13 protein-coding genes are annotated in these 19,649 nt (G+C 63.3%); 6 read left to right on the forward strand and 7 right to left on the reverse strand.

Annotation, left to right across the window (positions count from 1 at the left end; translation table 11 throughout):
- The 4 genes from ybgF to SE92_RS28740 all read left to right on the forward strand — a co-directional run.
- The coding region (gene ybgF / locus SE92_RS28725) for a tol-pal system protein YbgF (RefSeq protein WP_063921231.1) at positions 1–500 on the forward strand (500 nt) is incomplete at its 5' end.
- A 76-nt stretch (positions 501–576) separates the two neighbouring features.
- Positions 577–1,635 (forward strand): tRNA lysidine(34) synthetase TilS, encoded by a 1,059-nt coding sequence (tilS, locus tag SE92_RS28730; RefSeq protein WP_063201099.1) that lies wholly within the window; start codon positions 577–579, stop codon positions 1,633–1,635.
- Positions 1,636–1,912: 277 nt separating this feature from the next.
- Positions 1,913–3,838 (forward strand): ATP-dependent zinc metalloprotease FtsH, encoded by a 1,926-nt coding sequence (ftsH, locus tag SE92_RS28735; RefSeq protein ID WP_063201102.1) that lies wholly within the window; start codon positions 1,913–1,915, stop codon positions 3,836–3,838.
- A 39-nt stretch (positions 3,839–3,877) separates the two neighbouring features.
- Positions 3,878–4,270: a DUF3052 domain-containing protein gene (locus tag SE92_RS28740; RefSeq protein ID WP_245324737.1), complete on the forward strand. Its 393-nt coding sequence runs from the start codon at positions 3,878–3,880 to the stop codon at positions 4,268–4,270.
- 194 nt (positions 4,271–4,464) lie between these two features.
- Here the strand turns inward: SE92_RS28740 and SE92_RS28745 are convergent, their stop codons facing one another.
- The gene (locus tag SE92_RS28745) at positions 4,465–5,298 is read right to left on the reverse strand and encodes an alpha/beta fold hydrolase (RefSeq protein ID WP_063201107.1); all 834 of its coding nucleotides are present in this window, start codon (positions 5,296–5,298) and stop codon (positions 4,465–4,467) included.
- A 245-nt stretch (positions 5,299–5,543) separates the two neighbouring features.
- Here SE92_RS28745 and SE92_RS28750 point away from each other — a divergent pair, with 245 nt between their 5' ends.
- Positions 5,544–6,989, forward strand: a complete 1,446-nt coding sequence (locus tag SE92_RS28750) for a hypothetical protein (RefSeq protein ID WP_063201109.1) — start codon at positions 5,544–5,546, stop codon at positions 6,987–6,989.
- A gap of 1 nt (position 6,990) precedes the next feature.
- Here SE92_RS28750 and SE92_RS28755 read toward each other — a convergent pair whose 3' ends face one another.
- The 3 genes from SE92_RS28755 to SE92_RS28765 form a co-directional block, all read right to left on the reverse strand.
- Positions 6,991–7,674 (reverse strand): class I SAM-dependent methyltransferase, encoded by a 684-nt coding sequence (locus SE92_RS28755; protein ID WP_063201113.1) that lies wholly within the window; start codon positions 7,672–7,674, stop codon positions 6,991–6,993.
- A gap of 8 nt (positions 7,675–7,682) precedes the next feature.
- Positions 7,683–8,678 carry a glycosyltransferase family 2 protein gene (locus SE92_RS28760; RefSeq protein WP_063201116.1) on the reverse strand — a complete coding sequence of 332 codons (996 nt, stop codon included), beginning with the start codon at positions 8,676–8,678 and terminating at the stop codon, positions 7,683–7,685.
- Between the two features lie 149 nt (positions 8,679–8,827).
- On the reverse strand, positions 8,828–10,318 hold the full coding sequence (locus SE92_RS28765; RefSeq protein WP_063201119.1) for a hypothetical protein: 1,491 nt from the start codon (positions 10,316–10,318) through the stop codon (positions 8,828–8,830).
- A gap of 301 nt (positions 10,319–10,619) precedes the next feature.
- Here SE92_RS28765 and SE92_RS28770 point away from each other — a divergent pair, with 301 nt between their 5' ends.
- The gene (locus SE92_RS28770) at positions 10,620–10,784 is read left to right on the forward strand and encodes a Flp family type IVb pilin (RefSeq protein WP_063201121.1); all 165 of its coding nucleotides are present in this window, start codon (positions 10,620–10,622) and stop codon (positions 10,782–10,784) included.
- A gap of 85 nt (positions 10,785–10,869) precedes the next feature.
- Here SE92_RS28770 and SE92_RS28775 read toward each other — a convergent pair whose 3' ends face one another.
- The 3 genes from SE92_RS28775 to SE92_RS28785 all read right to left on the reverse strand — a co-directional run bounded on the left by SE92_RS28775 (position 10,870) and on the right by SE92_RS28785 (position 19,518).
- Positions 10,870–11,874, reverse strand: coding sequence for a phosphatase PAP2 family protein (locus SE92_RS28775; RefSeq protein ID WP_245324738.1), 1,005 nt, complete (start codon positions 11,872–11,874; stop codon positions 10,870–10,872).
- A 221-nt stretch (positions 11,875–12,095) separates the two neighbouring features.
- Positions 12,096–18,647, reverse strand: coding sequence for a cadherin domain-containing protein (locus SE92_RS36165; protein ID WP_198172809.1), 6,552 nt, complete (start codon positions 18,645–18,647; stop codon positions 12,096–12,098).
- A gap of 136 nt (positions 18,648–18,783) precedes the next feature.
- Positions 18,784–19,518: a hypothetical protein gene (locus SE92_RS28785; RefSeq protein ID WP_063201129.1), complete on the reverse strand. Its 735-nt coding sequence runs from the start codon at positions 19,516–19,518 to the stop codon at positions 18,784–18,786.
- Positions 19,519–19,649 lie beyond the last annotated feature (131 nt).

Consider the following 19,649-nt stretch of genomic DNA (forward strand, 5'->3'; position numbering starts at 1 on the left):
CCCCGCGCTATCAGCCGCAGGCCGCGCCCTCGGCCGCGCAGCCCGGTTATCCGCCGGCCCAATCCGGCTATCCGGCACCTGCTGGCGCTCCGGCCCTGACGACGCTGCCGCCTTCGGCCACGCCCCGCGACGAGTTCGACCTCGGCATCGGCTACATGCAGCGCAAGGACTATGCGCTCGCCGAGCAGACCATGAAGAACTTCGCTGCGAAATACCCGAGTGATCCGCTGCTCGGCGACGCGCAATACTGGCTCGGCGAGAGCTATTTCCAGCGTCAGCAATATCGCGACTCCGCCGAAGCCTTCCTCACCGTCACCACCAAATACGAGAAATCGGCCAAGGCGCCGGATGCGCTGCTGCGGCTCGGCCAGTCGCTCGCCGCCTTGAAGGAGAAGGAGGCCGCCTGCGCCGCCTTCGGCGAGGTCGGCCGTAAATATCCGCGTGCCTCCGCCGGCGTCAAAGCCGCCGTCGACCGCGAGCAGAAGCGGGTGAAGTGCTGACGCCTGGGTCCTGACAACGCGGATGGTGTTGCGATAGATTGCGCCCGCCATTCGCGGGCGATTGCTGGGCAGCGTCATGTCAGACGACGACAATTCTCCGATCTCGGCGCGCGAGGCGAGGCGGCTCTTTGCCGGCCTGAAAGCTGCGCCTTCGCTGGTGCTCGCCGTCTCCGGCGGACCCGACTCGGTCGCGCTGATGTGGCTTGCGGCGCGGTGGCGGCGCAGCCTCTCGCGCGGCCCGGCTCTCACCGTCGTCACGATCGATCACGGCCTGCGGCGCGAGGCGGTGCGCGAGGCGCGCGAGGTCAAGCGGCTCGCCACCGAGCTTGGCCTGCCGCACCGGACCCTGCGCTGGCGTGGCGCAAAGCCGAAGACGGGCCTGCCGGCGGCAGCGCGCGAGGAACGCTACCGCCTGCTCGCGCAGGCCGCGCGCGCCGTCGGCGCGAGCCATGTGCTGACCGCCCATACCCGCGACGATCAGGCCGAGACGGTATTGATGCGGCTGCTCCGCGGCAGCGGACTTGCCGGCCTGTCGGCAATGGCTTCCCTCAGCGAGCGCGAGGGCATCCTGCTGGCGCGTCCGCTGCTCGACGTCCCCAAGGCGCAGCTGATCGCGACCTTGAAGCGGGCCGGTGTCGACTTTGCCGACGATCCCACCAACCGCGACACCGCATTCACCCGGCCGCGCCTGCGCGCGCTGCTGCCGCTTCTCGCGGCCGAAGGCGGCGATGCCCGGGCGCTCGTGCGGCTCGCGACAAGGCTGGCGCGGGCCAATGCGGCGGTCGAGGTGCTCGCCGACGGCGCCGAGCGCTTCCTCCGTTTGCGGGATCGCGACGTTGCGCCGCAGGCAGGCGTTCGAAGCTTCGAGGCATCGAGCTTTGCCGCCCTGCCGGAAGAGGTCCGGCTGCGGCTCCTGCTGCGGGCCGTCAACGCGCTCGGACATGAAGGGCCGGCGGAACTCGGCAAGGTCGAAGCCCTCCTGGCCGTGCTCGATCAGGCCATCGCCGCGCCCCCTCGCGCGGCCGCAAACGGCCGGGCGGCATTGCGACAGACCCTTGCGGGAGCCTTGATCAGCCTTGCCGGCGGGCGTATCCACATCGCACCGGCGCCGGCCCGGCGGCGCAGGGGTGCCTGAAGGGCGCCCCGAAGGCCGCATGGGTCGGATCATGACACCGGCCATTTCGGCCCCGTGCCGTCAGGACACCTTAACCAGGCAGGAAAAACCCCGCATCGGGCGCCATTATTTCAGCGGGAATCGATCTAAGATGGGCTAAATAGTCCCATCTCGTTCCCTTGGCAGCGACCGGGGCGGCACCTAGATTGTATGCGTCTAACCGAGAGGATTCCTTGGGGATTTTCTCTAGCTTGCCCAAGGATGAGGCCGCGATCCGCGCGACCACGAAGGAAGATCGATGAACGCCAATCTGCGCAATTTCGCCCTCTGGGTCATCATTGTCTTGCTGCTGTTGGCGTTGTTCACGCTCTTCCAGAATCCAGGTCAACGAGCCTCCTCGCAGGATATCGCCTTCTCGCAGCTCTTGAGCGAGGTCGACCGCGGCAATGTGCGCGACGTCGTGATCCAGGGCCCGGATATCCACGGCACTTTCACCAACGGCTCCAGCTTCCAGACCTATGCGCCGAACGACCCGACGCTGGTGAAGCGCCTGTATGACAGCAAGGTGCAGATCACCGCGAAGCCGCCGGGCGACAACGTGCCGTGGTTCGTCTCGCTGCTGGTCTCCTGGCTGCCGTTCATCGCGCTGATCGGCGTGTGGATCTTCCTGTCGCGCCAGATGCAGGGCGGCGCCGGCAAGGCGATGGGCTTCGGCAAGTCGCGCGCCAAGATGCTGACGGAAGCACATGGCCGCGTCACCTTCGAGGACGTCGCGGGCGTCGACGAGGCCAAGCAGGACCTGCAGGAGATCGTCGAATTCCTGCGCGACCCCGGCAAATTCCAGCGCCTCGGCGGTCGCATTCCGCGCGGTGTGCTGCTGGTCGGCCCCCCCGGCACCGGTAAGACGCTGATCGCGCGCGCGGTCGCGGGCGAAGCCAACGTGCCGTTCTTCACGATCTCCGGTTCGGACTTCGTCGAAATGTTCGTCGGCGTCGGCGCCTCTCGTGTGCGTGACATGTTCGAGCAGGCCAAGAAGAACGCGCCCTGCATCATCTTCATCGACGAAATCGACGCGGTCGGTCGTCATCGTGGCGCCGGTCTCGGCGGCGGCAATGACGAGCGCGAGCAGACGCTGAACCAGCTGCTGGTCGAGATGGACGGCTTCGAGGCGAACGAGGGCGTGATCCTGATCGCCGCGACCAACCGCCCCGACGTGCTCGATCCGGCGCTGCTGCGTCCGGGTCGCTTCGACCGTCAGGTCGTGGTGCCGAACCCCGACGTCGTCGGCCGCGAGCAGATCCTCAAGGTTCACGTCCGCAAGGTGCCGCTGGCGCCGGATATCAACCTCAAGACCATCGCGCGCGGCACCCCGGGCTTCTCCGGCGCCGACCTGATGAACCTCGTCAACGAAGCCGCGCTCACGGCCGCCCGTCGCAACAAGCGGATGGTGACGCAGGCCGAGTTCGAGGAAGCAAAAGACAAGGTGATGATGGGCGCCGAGCGCAAGTCGCTCGTCATGACCGAGGAAGAGAAGCTGCTGACGGCCTACCACGAGGGCGGCCACGCCATCGTCGGCCTCAACGTCGTCGCGACCGATCCGATCCACAAGGCGACCATCATTCCGCGCGGCCGTGCGCTCGGCATGGTCATGCAGCTGCCCGAGCGCGACAAGCTGTCGATGTCTCTGGAGCAGATGACCTCGCGCCTCGCGATCATGATGGGCGGCCGTGTCGCCGAAGAGCTGATCTTCGGCCGCGAGAAGGTGACCTCGGGTGCGTCCTCCGACATCGAGCAGGCGACACGTCTGGCCCGGATGATGGTGACGCGCTGGGGTCTGTCCGAAAAGCTCGGCACCGTCTCCTACGGCGAAAACCAGGACGAGGTGTTCCTGGGCATGTCGGTCTCGCGCACGCAGAACGCTTCCGAGGCGACGGTCCAGAAGATCGACTCCGAGATCCGGCGTTTCGTGGAAGAGGGCTACAACGAAGCGACGCGCATTCTCACCGAGAAGCGCGCCGATCTCGAAGCTCTCGCCAAGGGTCTGCTCGAGTTCGAGACGCTCTCGGGCGACGAGATCGTCGATCTGCTCAAGGGCAAGAAGCCGAACCGCGAGTCCGTGCTCGAGCCGACAACGCCACGCGCCTCAGCGGTGCCCCCGGCCGGCAAGTCGCCGCGCCCGCGGCCCGATGCAGATCCCGGCCTGGAGCCGCAGCCCCAGGCGTAACTCCTGCGTGCCATGGCCGGCTACTCCGGCAAACCGTTAGTGCAAAAGCTCGGCATCAAGCCGGGCTTTTGTATTTTCGTGGATGGCCTCTCGACGGCCTATCGCGACGTCGTCGGCGAGTTGCCTGACGACGTGGTCATGGCAAAGACCGCCAAGGCGCCGCTCGACATGGTGCATGTCTTCGTAATCGAGGCGAAGGGCTTTGCGGCCAAGTTGCGCGGCTATCGCAAGGTGATCGCGCCCAGCGGGATGATCTGGGCGTCATGGCCGAAGAAGGCGTCCGGCGTGGTGACCGATGTGACGGAAACGCTAGTGCGCGACACCGCGCTCGCAAACGGTCTCGTCGATATCAAGGTCTGCGCCGTCGACGATGTCTGGTCGGGCCTGAAGCTCGTGATCCCCGTGAAGGACCGGGCCAAGGTCGCGAAATAGCTGCCGCGCTTCGCAATGACGATGTGGATGCAGTTTGGGCTCGCAGTGACTCAGCACCGGTCTCGTAGCGTGGGCAAAGGCGCGTAGCGCCGTGCCCACGATCTCTCAGCAACTGAGACCGAAGTCGTGGGCACGCATCCGCCTTCGCTCTTCGAGCTACGGCCGACAAGTCGCTTTGCTCACCTTACGATATCTCACTTCGCCGCGTCCTTCCGCCCCAGGAAATGCAGCACATCGTCGTTGAACTGCTCGGGGTCCTGCAGGAACGAGAAGTGACTGACCTGCGGCTGGATCAACAGGCCGGCGCCCGGAATGCTCGCCGCCATGAACGCGGTGTTGTCGCGCTTGATCGCCTCGTCGCGGTCGCCATCGACGATCCAGATCGGGACCTTGATCGCCACGAGGTCCGAGGCCGTCCATTTCGGCTGGCTCTCCCACATCTTGGTAATCTCGTCGACGAAGCCCTTGTACTCCGTCGGGGTCGGCGAGAGCCGCTTGTACTCTTCGCCGGCCCTGGCGATATAGGCATTGAAGACGTCGTTCGACGCGATATCCGCAACGCCTGACGGATCCGAGTTGGCCGCAAACGCGAACAGCCTGCTCACGCGTTCCGGGTGCTTCATCGCGATGTCGAGGCCAATGATCGCGCCGTCGCTCCAGCCGACGATCGCGGTCTTCTTGATCCCCAGATGATCGAGCAGGGCGATCACGTCGGAGGCCATCAGATCGTAGCCATACGGCTCCTGATTGCGGCTGCTGCGGCCATGGCCGCGGCTCTCCATGACGATGACCTGATAATGCCGTTGCAGCGCGCGGACCTGGTGGCCCCAGTAGTTTGCGTTGGCCAGGCCGCCATGCAGCAACAGGACGGGCTGGCCGTGGCCGAACACGGCGTACCAGACTTTGACGCCGTTGACGGGTGCATAGCCGCTCTGGGCCGCCTTGGGCAAGGTTGGCGTCGGCGGCAGGCTCAGCCATTGCGGCGCTGCGCGCGCCGTCGCAACCGAGACCGTGACGAGAAGTGCGATGAAGAGATTGCGAAGAGCATGACACCTTCCTGTTTGACCATCGGATGATACCGCATGGCTGAACGGGCGTGTCGGTTCCCAAGACGGTCCGCACCGAGAAGTGAAGGCAGCCTGCGATCACGCCGGCGACAATCCATCCGAGATGGGTTGCGCGGCCAATCCGTCCGGAGCCGTCGGCGCGCCTCGGCGCAAACGCGGGAATCACTAAAGAAGAACTTAACGCTTGCGTCCTATTTTGGCCCGCCATGACTGACCAGGTCGTCCACAGCGCGGTTCAACCGTTTCCGGCACGAGCAGCGCTCCCCTGGGCAGTGGGCCTCGGCGTGTATGGCCTGCTGCTGATCGCTGGGCCGCGGCTGCTGGGTGATCCCGATAGCTATTCTCATCTCGAGGTCGGACGCTGGATCATCGCGCATGGCGCCCTGCCGGAGAGCGATCCCTTTTCGTTTTCAAAGCTCGGCGCGCCCTGGATCACGTTCGAATGGCTCTCGGAGCTCGTCTACGCCGGAGCCTACGCACCTTCCGGCTGGCCCGGAGTCGTCATTGTCGCAGCCGCCGCGATAGCGCTGGCCTTTGGCTTGTTCACCTTCTTCCTGCTGCGCGAGCTCTCGCCGAGCCTGACATTGCTCATGGTGATCGCGGCCGTCGTCCTGTTGGCGCCGCATATGCTGGCGCGGCCACACGCCCTCGTGCTGCCGGTGATGGTGACCTGGGCGGCCGCCCTGGTGCGCTGCATGGATCGCGGCGGGCCTCCGCCATATTGGGCGCTGCCGCTGCTGGTCCTGTGGGCCAATCTGCATGGCAGCGTGGTGCTGGCGCTCGGGTTGATCGGCCCGGCGGTGCTCGAGGCGCTGCTGCGTGAGGGGCGAAGCGAATGGCCGCGCGTTGTCCTGCGGTGGCTGCCATTCACGGCGCTTGCCCTCGCTGCGTCCTGCCTGACGCCGCATGGGCCGGAGCCGCTGCTGATGCCGCTGACGACGCTCGGCCTCGGCTCCGCGCTCGCCTGGATCGCGGAATGGCGGCCGCAGGATTTCAGCCATGTCGGCGGCTTCGAACTGCTGCTGCTGGCCGGCATCTTTGCGCTCTCGCGCGGCGTGACGCTGCCGGTCGTGCGGACGCTGGTGGTGATCGGCTTGCTCCATTTCGCACTGGCGCAGGTCCGCAATGCGGATCTTCTGGCCATGCTGGCGCCGCTCTATCTGGCGGCCCCCTTGGGTCAAACGTTCGGCAAGCGGACAGCGGACGATGCGGAGGGCTGGTCACGCGGCCTGAATCTGGCGGCGTTCGGTGTCTTGATCGCAATGAGCGGCGCGGCGCTGGCGCGCGACATCAGGCCGGCTTCCAATATCACCCCCCAGGCTGCGATCGCTCAAACCAACCTCGCCAAGACGGGGCGCATCCTCAACGATTACTCCTTCGGCGGCTATCTGATCTTTGCCGGCATTCCCACCTTTGTCGATGGTCGCGGCGAACTGTACGGCGGACCGTTCATCGACCGCTACAATCGTGCCTTGGCGCTGGTCGATCTCGCAGATTTTCTCAAGCTGCTCGACGAATACGACATCGGCGCGACGCTGCTCGCGCCGCGGACGCCGGCGGTCGCGATGCTGGATCGGCTGCCGCAGTGGCAACGCGTCTACAGCGACGATGTGGCGGTCGTGCACAAGCGGCGTGATACGCCGCCAAGATAGATCAGCCGGTCCCGAAGGCTGCGTATTGACCTCCGAGCGACACGCCGCTGAGGGCATGTTCGAGGCGACGCGCCGGTCTGGTGTTCCAGGGGAGCAGCAGGAAATGGCGGGCTCCGATCTCGCGCAAGCCGCCGGCGGCCATCAGCTTTCGGGTCGTGCCGGCACCGAGCAAGACGGCGTCCCGGTCGAATTCGCAGCGTGAGACGGCAAGGCGCGTCAGCGGATTGTACGGATTGTGCTCGATCACGCAGACGAGTCCCGCCGGGCGCACCACCCGCCGCATCTCGGCGATGAAGTGCGCCCAATCGGCCGGCACGATATGGTGCATCACGCAGATGGCCGTGACCAGATCGAAGCTGGCGTTGTCGAAGGGAAACGTGCGGCCGTCGAACTCGCGGTAGTCGACCCCGCCATTGGCCGTGCGGGCCTGCGCCAGGCTGGCCGAAGAGACGTCGATACCGCTCAAGCGACCGACCATGCCGTGCAGCAGGGGATGAAGGCTGCCGACGCCGCAGCCGACGTCAAGCATGTCGGGCCTCTCCGCGTCCAGCCGCTGCGCGATCAGATCGCGCAGCAGATCGGCCTTCGCGCGCATGAAGAAATCGTGCGGCAAGCCGGAAAAGTCGATCGAGGATTGGACGACGTCGCGGTAGTTGTCGTGATAGCCGTCGAAGAGCTCGCCCATGCGCCGGGTTACTCGTTGACGGCGTGGATCGCAGGGGCTGCCGCCGCCTCGTTGCGATCGAAGCCGGCGCGCGTCTGCACCACATAGAGCGGGCGGCGCTTCACCTCGGCATGAATGCGGCCGACATAGAGCCCGACGATACCGGTCATCAGCATGTTGATCCCGCACAGCAGGGACACGACGACGATGGTCGACGACCAGCCGGTCACGAGATGGCTGTCTTTGCCCAGCCACAACAGGATCACCCAGCCGCCGTAGAGCAGGGCCAGTCCCGAGACCGTCAATCCGCACCAGATCGCGAGCCGCAGGGGCAGATCGGAAAAGCCGAGCGCGGCATTCATCGCGAGCCGCACCATCTTGAACAGCGGATATTTGGTTTCGCCCGCGGCGCGCTCGAGGCGGTGGAAGGCGACCTCGGCCTGCCGGAAGCCGAGCCATGCGATCATGCCGCGTACGAAGCGATCCTGCTCCGGCATCTGCCGAAGTGCTTCCAGCACCTTGCGATCGATCAGGCGGAAGTCGCCGACATCGGCGGGGATGCCGACGGAGGACATCCTGCCGAGAAGCCGATAGAACAGATGCGCCGTCGCGCGCTTGAAGCGGCTTTCGCCCTCGCGCGACAGGCGGCGGGCGTGAACGATGTCGTTGCCTTCCTTCCACTTCGCGATCAACTGCTCGATCACTTCGGGCGGGTCTTGCAGATCGGCATCCATGACGATGATCGCGTCACCCTGCGTCGCGTCCATGCCGGCGGTGATGGCGATCTGATGGCCGAAATTTCGCGACAGGCCGATGTAGCGAAAGCGCGGATCGCGCGCGGCGAGCGCCCGCAGCACGATCGAGCTGGAATCGCTGCTGCCGTCGTCGACGAAGATCGCCTCCGCAGGCCCGTCGAGCTGGGACATGACCAGGTCGAGCCGGCGCAACAGGACCGGCAGCACGGCTTCCTCGTTGAACACGGGGATGACGAGGCTGTAGCGGATCGGGCTGGAATTGGCCGCCATGCGAAGGATTCCGACGGGGTTGCAGGGCGGAAGTCTATGAGACGGCGGTTAAGGTCGCCTTGCTGCAACTGTTAAGGATCTAAGGCGCTGCTTGGTGATCTGCAATTAACCACGCTCGTGCAGCCGAGGGTCGTCTGTAGCGCGGGTCCTCACTTCGAGGGCGCCTCGGTCGCGCTGTTCGCGGGGTCGCGCACATGGATCACGGCGATATCGTCCGCATAGATCCGCTTCCAGCCCTTGAGCTGGTCGAGGATCTGTGGGCCCGGCGCGTCGGCGACCAGCAGCGTCGCGTCGATCCTGTACTCGTCGAGCAGGCGCGGCAGCAGCTCGGGCTTCTTGCCCTCCGTCGCCTTGAAGAAATCCATGACGAACTTCTCGCCATAGAGCTCGGCGCGGCCGTCGACGAAGACCGGAATGTCGCGCGAGATCAGATAGCCGCCGAACTGGTAGGCATTGAAGATGCGCTTCACCCCGAGCTTCTCGAGCAGGTCGACCGCCGCAACCGGGGTCTGCGTCATCGTGAAGGTGAAGCGGTGGTGTCCCATGTAGAGCGACGTCGAGGTCCAGCTTGCCGCCACGATCATCAGCGCGCCCAGCGCGGTGACATAGCGGGCCGGCCAGCGGTCGGCGCCGATGGCGTCCGGTGCGCGGCGCGGAAACATCTCGCCCAGCGGCTTTGCCAGCACCAGCGGCACAAGGAACGCAAAAGCCTCGATGCTTCTGACATGGGTCAGCGCGCTCCAGGTCAGGAACAGGATCAGGAAGATCCGGGGCGCGGATAGCACGAGGCCGCGATAATAGCCGAATGCGATCAGGCCGAGCAGGGCGCCTTCGAAGGAAGTGAACGTGGCGAAGTTCGCCGGCATCCATTCGAAGATCAGCGACAGCAGCTCGCCAAGGCCGAGGATGTTGGTCGCGCCCTGCAGCGTCCGCCAGCCATAGGGCGTGCAGCAGCTCGCGATCAGCGCGCCGATTCCGAACAGCACCCAGCGCATGAACAGCCGAAGTCGTCGTCCCTTCTCGGCATGCTCGACCGCCTCGAGCGAGATCGGGCCGATCAGCGCCAGGCCCAGCACGAAGCCGCCGTGCAAATTGGCCCAGAGCGCCATCACCGGCAGCCAGGTCCAGGACGGCGCGCTCCTGCGGTCGGCGGCTTGCATCAGCAGGCCGCACCACGCGACCAGGACGGGCAGCGCCAGGATATGCGGCCGCGCCAGCACGTGATGGATCGACAGCAGCAGCGCCAGCATCGCGAACAGCACGGCGCGCGGTGCCTCGATCTGCACGTCGAGCAGGTGGACGAAGATTGCGAGCGTGAGCGCGACCGCGAGGGCGGTGAGAATGACGGGACCTGCCCAGCCCCATTGCGCGTGGGAGAAGGCGAACAGCACCTGCGACAGCCACGACGTCGAGATCCACGGCGCGCCGGTTCGCGTGAAGGAATAGATGTCGGTGGTGGGCATGGCGCCGTGATCGAGGATCCATTGCCCGATCTTGATCTGCCAGAACGAGTCGGAATCCTGAAGCAGCGTGTCGCCGAGAAAGAGGTAGAACAGGTAGGCTCCGGCTCCGACGCATAGCGGCACCAGGGCCCTCGCGCGGCCCTGCACTACGATGCTGTTGGCAAAGGAAAGGGACATGCCGCCTCGTCGTCCTGTTGTTCTTGTCGCGTCGGTCCGAGCGGGCGGCATTGGACCACGGGCGGTCATAACTTCGGGTAAACCGGCAGCGCGATGCCGGTGTGATGTCCGGACCATTTAACGGATTGTTTTAGATTTCGGTTTACCATCGGCGAATACACGCAAACCGCCCGATGTTTACGCAGTCGAATTAACTGCGGCGCAATTCTTTGCCTCTACGTTCGGTTTCATGGTCGGGCGGCGCTGGGAAGCCGAAAAGACCGGATCAGTTGTAGCCTCGTGTACTCATTTGGAGCACTCTATGAAGAACCTCGTTTCGCGTTTCATGAAGGATGAATCCGGCGCCACCGCCATTGAATACGGCCTGATCGCCGCCGGCATCGCGCTGGCGATCATCACCGTCGTCAACAACCTCGGCACCACGCTGAACACCAAGTTCACCTCGATCTCGACCAGCCTCAAGTAAGGCCGGACGAACCAGGAATTTTCGAGAGCCCCGTCATTGACGGGGCTCTTTTCTTTTGGGCGAGCTCCCAGCTCGACCTCTCAAGTCAACTTTCTTGGGCGATGCTTGCCAGTCCGGTCGACGAAGCCGGCGCGGCGGATTTGCGCGGCGCGCGGCTGCGGTCGAGGTAGAATGTCGCGGCCCAGATCGAGGCTGCGGCGAGCACGATACCGGCCGCGACGTCGATGATGTAATGCGCGCCGATCACCGGCGTCGCCGCGATCATCAGCAGGTTGAGCGCGGCCGCGAGGCCGCCGAGGCCGCGGACCGGCCACAGCGCCCACATGTAGAGCACGGCCGATGCGGCGTGAAAGCTCGGAAACGAGACGATGCCGGAGAGAGAGAACAGCCGAAGCTGGTCCAGGCTGCCGTCCCGAAGCGCGAGGATGTCGCGCAGCTGTCCGGCATAGACCGCGGTGTTGATCTCGGGGAAATGCGCGGCCGGCAAATGCAGTGCGTAATAGGTGCCGATCGCGGGCACGACCGCCGAAATCGTGATGGTGACCGCGAGCGCAAGGCTCATCGCGAGCATGAACAATTGCAGCCGCACATAACGCGCCGTCAGTGCCAGCACGACGGGAATGCCGAGCAGCGGAAACTTGATCAATCCGTAGGCGCGCGCGAGGCAGGTTGCGAGCCAGGGATGATCGTTGACGTAACGCGCGATCGGTTCCGGATCGAGGCCGAGCGCCCGGTCGATCGCCAGCAGCGCCCCGTCCTGGAGCGGCCAGTTCAGCTTGCCCGCGACGTAACTCAGTGGTCCGACGATGGCGCAGGTGAGAATGACCTGTCCGATGGTGCCGAGGGAAAACACCAGCTTCGGATCCGCGAGCTCGCCTTTGACGCGCCGGTGGCCATAGGTGACCGCGAGCAGCACCGCGGCGATCGCCACGGTCGCGCCGTAGGCGACCGGCTCGAGGCTCAGTCCGGTGGCGGGAAGGCCGATCGCCAGCAGGGTCGCCATCCCGAAGATCGGAAGCCAGTTGAGGTGGAAAAGCTGCCAGGCGGTCCGGGCATCCGTGTCGAGCATGGTGGACCCATGGTATTGCATTGCCTCCGTACAGTTACGGACCCGCTTTAAGGTTGCGATAACAAGTGTAGTTATCGAATTTACAACCTCTGCATGGGACTTTTAGAGGCTTGCGGCGCGGCAGCGAATTGAGTGACGACGCGCCCGGCCGCAGGCCATGCCGGACCGGAAGCGCGCCATGATTTGTCGGAGGATCTGGCCAGTTCGCCAGATCCTCCGAACGCGTCACGTCCCCGGCCGGGTCAACTCAGGATGAAGTCGTCCGCGAACGTGATCTGACCGGGCATGACATTCGCCAGCCAGATCTCGGATGATCCGAACTGGACGAGCACGCCGCCCTCCGCATATTCCGTCAGAGTGACGTTCTGCGCCGCGTTCTCTGCGGTGACGCCGGTGCCGCGCATGTCGATCTTGTCGCTGCCGTCGGTGAAATCGTCGACCTGGAACGCGCCGCTGCCGGCGTTGAACACCAGGACGTCGGCGCCGGCGCCGGTTGTGATCCACTTGACGCCGCCCTGTCCCTGGAAGGTGTCGTTGCCCGCGCCACCTTGCATGACGTCATCACCGGCGCCGCCGCGCAGGACATCGTTACCATCCTCGCCGAACAGCACGTCGTTGCCGCTGCTCCCGGTGATGATGTTGTCGAGCGCGTTGCCGGCCGCGGTGAAGCCGCCGCCGTTCGTCCCCGTGAGATTCTCGAAATTGTCACCGAGCGTATAGGACGAGAGCGAGGTCTGCACCTCGTCGATGCCTTCATTGGCGCTCTCGTTGACGACGTCATTGCTGGAATCGACGATATAGATGTCGTTTCCGGTGCCGCCGTTCATGGTGTCGTTGCCGGCCCCTCCGTCCAGAACGTCGTTGCCGCCGAGACCGTTCAGGGTATCGTTGCCGCCGAGCCCGTTGAGCGTGTCGCCCTCGTTCGTGCCGATCAGCGTGTCGGCCGCCGATGTCCCGTTCTGCGTGACGCCGGCGGCGTCCGTGACCGCCAGCGTGAAGACCTTGTCGAAGCTCAGCCCGCCCTGATCGACGATACGAACCACGACATCGTGCGAGGTGGCCGTCTCGTAATCGAGCAACGCTCCGTTCGCGACCGTGATCTGGCCGGTCGCGGCATTGATTGCGAAGCGGCCGCCGGCATTGTCCGTGAGCGAATAGCTCAGCACGGCTCCGGCGTCGGGATCTACGCCCGTCACCGTTCCGACGACGGTCCCATTGGTCGAATTCTCCGCAATCGAACCTCCGCTCAAGGTCGCGTTGGTCGGAGCGTGATTGTCTCCGCCGCCGGACGTGTCGAAGACGAAGTCGTCGAATGTGATCTGGCCCGGCATGATGTTCTCGAACCAGATCTGCGAGGTCCCGAATTCGACGAGGACCCCGCCTTCCGCATATTCGGTCAGGGTGACGTTCTGCGCGGCATTCTGCGCCGTGACACCGGTGCCGCGCATGTTGATCTTGTCGTTACCGTCGCTGAAGTCGTCGACCTGCAAATATCCGCTGGCGCCGTTGAGGATCAGCGTGTCCTGGCCGGTGCCTGTCGTGATCCAGTTCTGGCCGCCTTGGCCGTCGAAGATGTCGTTGCCGGCGCCGCCCTGCAGAACGTCGTCGCCGGCTCCGCCCAGCAACGTATCGTTGCCGTCACCGCCGAACAGGACGTCGTTGCCGCTGTTGCCCTTGATGACGTTGTCGAGGGCGTTGCCGCTTGCCGTCAGCGCCGTAGACGTCGTGGCCGTCACATTTTCGACGTTCGCGCCGAGCGTATAGCTCGACAGCGAGGTGCGAATCTCGTCGATCCCCTCGTTGGCCGTCTCGTTCACGACGTCGCCGGCCGCGTCGACGATGTAGACGTCGTTCCCGGCGCCGCCGGTCATGGTGTCGTTGCCCGTACCTCCGTCGAGCGTGTCGTTGCCGCCGAGGCCGTTCAGAACATCATTGCCGTCAAGTCCGTTGAGGACGTCGTTTTCTTCCGTGCCGGTCAGGGTGTCGGCCGCCGAGGTGCCGTTCAGGGTCGCGCCCGCGACGTCGGTGACAGCGAGTACGAACACCTCGTCGTAAGTCAGGCCGCCCTGGTCCGTGACCCGGACCGTCACGTTGTGCGACGTTGCGGTCTCGTAGTCGAGCAGCGCACCATCGGCGACCGTGATCTGGCCGGAGGTCGCATTGATGGCGAAGCGTCCTCCTGCGTTGTCCGTCAGGGAATAGGTCAGGACGGCGCCGCTGTCCGGATCGACGCCGGCGACCGTTCCGACCACCGCGCCGTTGCCGGAGTTCTCGGCAATAGTGCCGCCGCTCAAGGTCGCATCGCTCGGAGCCTGGTTACCCGCCTCGTTGACGTCGGTCACGGCAATCGTGAACACCTTGTCGAAGGCCAGCCCGCCCTGATCCACGACATGAACAGTAATGGCGTGGGACGTCGTTGCCTCGTAGTCGAGCAGCGAACCATCGGCCACGGTGATCTGGCCGGTTGCTGCGTCGATCGCGAAGCGCCCGCCGGCGTTGTCCGTCAGCGAATAGCTCAGGACGGCCCCGGCATCGGGATCGACGCCGGCCACGGTTCCGACGATGGTGCCGCTCGCCGCATTTTCGGCCACCGAGCCGCCGGCCAGGGTCGCGTCGGTCGGTGCCTCGTTGACGTCAGTGAGACCGAGCGTGAACGATTTGTCGAAAGTCAGCCCGCCCTGGTCGGTCACCCGGACCGTGACACTGTGCGATGCCGCGGCCTCGTAGTTCAGCAGCGCGCCGTTCAGGACCGTGATCTGACCCGTCGCGGCGCTTATCGCAAAGCGCCCGCCGGCATCATCGATCAAACCATAGGTCAGCGTCGCGCCGGCGTCGGCGTCGATACCGGCGACTGTGCCGACCGCAGTTCCATTGGCGGCATTTTCGGCCACCGAGCCACCGATCAGCGTAGCCTCGATCGGTGATTCGTTGACATTGGTCAGGTCCAGCATGAACGACTTGTCGAAGCTGACCCCGTCCTGATCGGTAACTCGCACAGTCACGCTGTGCGAGGTGTTTGTCTCATAGTCGAGTAGCGTTCCATTCGCGACGGTGATTGCGCCCGTAGTTGCGTTGATTGCAAATCGCCCGCCCGCGTCGCCCGTCAGGCTATACGTCAATGTCGCATCTGGATCCGGATCGACTCCTACTACCGTTCCGACCAGTGTGCCAATGACCGCGTTTTCGGCAATGGAGTTGCCAGTCAGGGCCGCGTCAGTGGGGGCATAGCCACTGGCAGCTTGAATGTTTGCTCGATCCCAAACCGTCCCGTCCGCAAACGTGACCTGGCCGAGCCCGGTCGATTGCCCGGTGTCGGCATAGTGGTCCTTCACGCGGATCGTGTCGCCGGTCGGAACGACCGTGATGAGCAGATCAGTGCCTGCAAAAGAAAATCGCAGGTCGGTTACGCTCAGATCCGTCAGCTGCAACCCGACCGGGGAATCTGCCTCGATGATGTCGTTACCGTCTCCTTCGGCATAGACGATGACATCCCCGCTGCCGACGAACCGGATGTGGTCATTTCCGGTGCCGCCAGTGACGGTGTCGTTGAAACCGGTCCCGTTGATGAGATCATCGCCGGAGCTGGACTGGCTCGCAACGACGATCGCAGCGACCGCCTCTGCTGAAATCGAGGTGCCGTTCGAGAACTGGAATAGTTCGATACCTTCGCCCTGCTGAAGCTGACCGGCGATAACGATGCTTCCGCCTCCATTGGCGATGGTCACCTTGGCGTCGTTCTGGCCCTGCCATTGGAAATTCACATCGTCCAGATCGAGGCCGGGTCCGAATACCAGCAAATCCTGCTCATTCGGAAGATTGGCGTTATCAAACAGGAAGTCATCGCCATCTCCGATCGAGAAATGATACGTGTCGCTGCCGTATCCACCCGACAAGGTGTCGTCGCCAGCGCCGCCAGTGATCGTGTCGTTACCACCGCCAGCGTCGAGAACGTTGTCTGCCCCACTACCGATCAGGATGTCATTCCCGCCGTTGAAAGCGGCGGAAACGTTCTCGATGCCTGCGAGGGTATCAGATCCAATGTCGGCACCTGTCGCAGTTCCATTCTGCAAATCTACGGTGATCGCCGAGCTGATGCTCCAGAACACTAGTTCATCGCCTGCCCCGTCGCCACCATTGATGATGTCATTGCCGTCGGATGCTTCCGCGACGAAAATGTCGTTGCCGGCTCCGCCATTCAGCACGTCAGACCCGGCACCCCCGTTAATTTCGTCGTTGCCACCGGCTCCGTCGACGATATCATCGCCACCGTTGCCTTTGATCCAATTTCCGAAAGAGTCTCCCGTCAGCGTTTCCGCAGCTTCAGTCCCGATGATGTCTCCGATCGGCGCCTGAAATCCAGCCGCCAGCTCGATCGCGGCCCGATCCAGAACGCTGCCATCCGCGAACTCGATCTGAGAGAGGCCAAGCGGCGCTTGGCCGAGATCGAACTGCCCAAAAACCCGAATCGTCTTTCCAGTCGTCCCGATGGTGACGATCAGATCGTAAGAACTCCCCGCTTCGAACGAAAACGTCACGTCCGCGAGATTAAGGTCCGTCAGCACCAGAGTGTTGACGTCGGTCTCGGATGCGATCTCACCAATGATGTCGCTGCCATCGGCTGAGGAATAGTAATAGGTGTCGGACCCACCACCTCCGGCCAATTCGTCATCACCGGCACCGCCGGTCAGAACGTCATCACCGCTCCCGCCATCTAGTACGTCTACGCCTGCTTTACCCTCGAGTACGTCGTTCCCGCTTAGGCCAAGCAGGTCGTCATCGGTATTCGAACCGAGGAGGTGATCGTCTCCGACCGCCGAAGTTGAGGCGTCAAGCTGTCGCTGCTGGCCCCCGTCCGATTCGGTGCCAATCTGGGTCGTGACCGGAATGGGAATAGACACACTGTCATACCAGTGATCAGCCCACGTCGAATGCGGAACACTATCGAGACCAAGCATCCCGGCCTTGAAGTTCTCGATGACGACGACGATCTCGGGAGCACCCTTGTAACCAACGTCCCGGAACGTCAGCTCGAGATTGCCGTTCTTCAGTTTCGCCTCGTAATCGACGGCGAATTTTTCCTCTGGGCGGTCGGGCACTTCGATGTACCAGTGCCCCTGCAAACTCGCATACAGCGAGCCAGGCGGGCCATATACTCCCGTTCCGATCACGATGGCCCAATCACTATATGTCGGTTTGTAGGAATACTGATCCTCGGAGTCTTTGAGGCTTGCGACGTCGCTCGCACGGATGACTAGTCGATCCTCGGCACTAGCGTCCTTGATAACGATGCGCTTGGCGCCTCGATCAATGACGAAGATGTCGGCTCCGTCCCCGCCTCTATACTCCGCATCTCCCCTTTGCCCCATAAGAATGTCGTTGCCGGCACCGCCCGACAGCTTGTCCTCGTCGGCGCCGCCATAGAGTTGATCGTTACCTTCGGCGCCATAGATTTCGTCGCGTCCTCCATCGCCATAGAGCTTGTTGGTCGCGCCAGTATCATCCTCGCGGGGAACGCTTGATCCTGCCCTGACGACGTCATTTCCTTCGCCGCCGTGGATGGTGTCACTGCCCACGCCACCCCAGATCTCGTCCATCTCGGTTCCGCCATCGATCGTGTCGTCACCGGCTCCGCCCTCGATGTAATCCGCGCCATCATCTCCGAAGAGCTGATCGCCACCGCCACCGCCGAATATCTCATCGTTGCCACCCGCGCCGTGGATGAAATCGACTTCTCCATTGCTCGGACCAACCGGGCTGTCACCCCACAGAACATCGCCTCCTGCACCGCCGCGAATGGTGTCCGATCCCATCCCGCCATAGACGTAAACCTTTCCGGTCGAGACGGTGACGTCGATGTTGTCGCCGCCATCGGTGCCAAACACCGCAAGTTGCGCCGCTTGTAAGTCGAGACCGCTCAAGTCTCCGCCGATGGAGATCTCCTTTTTCAGCAACGTCAGGTCGTCACCGATATTCTTGTCGTACATGTGCAAGCTTAGTTTCGCACCAGTCTGCATGATGCTGAAGTCCGCCCCCGACAGGTAAGGCGCGAGAAGGTCGGAATTCTTTGCTGTAACGCTATTGGCATCGAGTCCGGAGCGGTTAGCGATTTCGGTCGTCGTTACCCCCAGCGCGCCAGCGATTCGGGCGAGGTGATTGCCGGCAAGAATGTCATATCCGATGCTCTCCTTGTCGCTGTTTTGCGGGGTATAAATGGCGACATGAGAGTTGACGTCGAACTTGCCTGCCGAAAAATTGAGAAGGCTTAACACCGCGTCGACGGTCGACTTCCCTTCTGCTGCAAGCCCATTGCGGTAAACCACGCCGGTCATGGCCCTGCCGGTGCTGTCCGCGATTTCGAGTCTCGTCGACGCCTCGCCTAATACTTCGTGAAAGTGCCCCAAGACGGGTTGGACAAACGATTGGTAGACCCACGTCGCGCCCGCGGCAGCGACACCTGCCACTACAATCTCAACCCCGATAGGGAGTGCGGTAACACCAAAGAGTCCAAGCACGGCTGCCTTGGCTGCATTTGCCAGTTCTGCGGCGATCTCGGCCTTGAGAGCGGAGTCGGCGATGATCTTAACTCCGTCAAAATAGAAAAAGCCGTCTTCTCTGGTAATTACCTTGTTAAGTTCGCTGGCGACGCTGCCCGGACCAAAATACTTGTATAGAAACTTGATAGGTAGTGAACTCTGATTGGTCTGCAGGAGAGGATCGAGAGCACCGTCTAGGAAATCCCGAAGGGCTTCATAGATCGCCGAAGGCTCCGCCGGCTTCACGGTGTAGTATTCCATCTCCATCTCCCAAGTAATTTTGTGGTAGCGACATTCAGTTCAGTAGACCCCGGCAGGTGGCCGGTGAACTGTCGTTGTCTCTTCGATTGAATGCAGCGGATGAGATCATTGCCGCCGGTCTATCCGTGGCTGGCGCTCACCGTCGCCATAGTCTCGCGTGGTAGACGATCATCGTTCGGGCGGCGACTTCCTGGCACTGCATGACGCCTCGTGGTCGCGCCGCATCGCCCTCAATGCCTTCGATTGTGATGGTCTGACGGCTTTTGTTCCATACGATCCGACGAGGAACGTCAAAATTCATCGACAGCGTGACCTCATCCTGTTGGACATCGGTCACGGCACCTTGGTACAGTCGCCCCTCCTTGCCGCGTTCGAAGACCGCTTGTTTCGATGCCGCATCCATCGTGAAGTACATGTCTCCGGCATCCTCACAGCGGACCGAGATCGGATGCTGAATTGGATCGCGAGCCCGGAAGCTCAAAATGCTTCTCGGCGGGGTGACGGTGCATTGGTGAATCAAGGTCGGCCGAAAGGTCGGGGCATCCATTCCAGGCCAGGTCATCGTCTTTTGATTGCGATCGAAAATCAGGTCGAGTCTTCCCGGAAGGACGGGCACGATGAACTCGATTCTTCCATTCTCCGTGGAAATGATCTCTCCAGCGCGTAGATTTATCCCGGAATATGCTTCGACATTCGTCGGTGGCGTTTCAAAGACGATCGCTTTGGCGTCGATGTCGAACGTCGCGAAGTAGGGTCGGACCGGATCGCCACCTTCACATCGCACCGAAAATGACTCAGCGGCTGCTGCGCGATCCGGCAACACCATGAGAAGGAGAATGAGAGCGAGAGGGAAGCTCATGAGCCGCTTCATACTGTTCGCTCCGTTCGCGCATGAGAGTGAAGTCCGCAGCCTGGCGGCAGCGAAACTGCAGTTTAAACTCTCGACATTACCTGGCGATAAATTGGCTGCGTGGCCTTGGTGAGCGCGCAATGAACGTGCGC

The sequence above is a fragment of the Bradyrhizobium sp. AT1 genome, assembly GCF_001590795.1.
Lineage (GTDB): Bacteria > Pseudomonadota > Alphaproteobacteria > Rhizobiales > Xanthobacteraceae > Bradyrhizobium.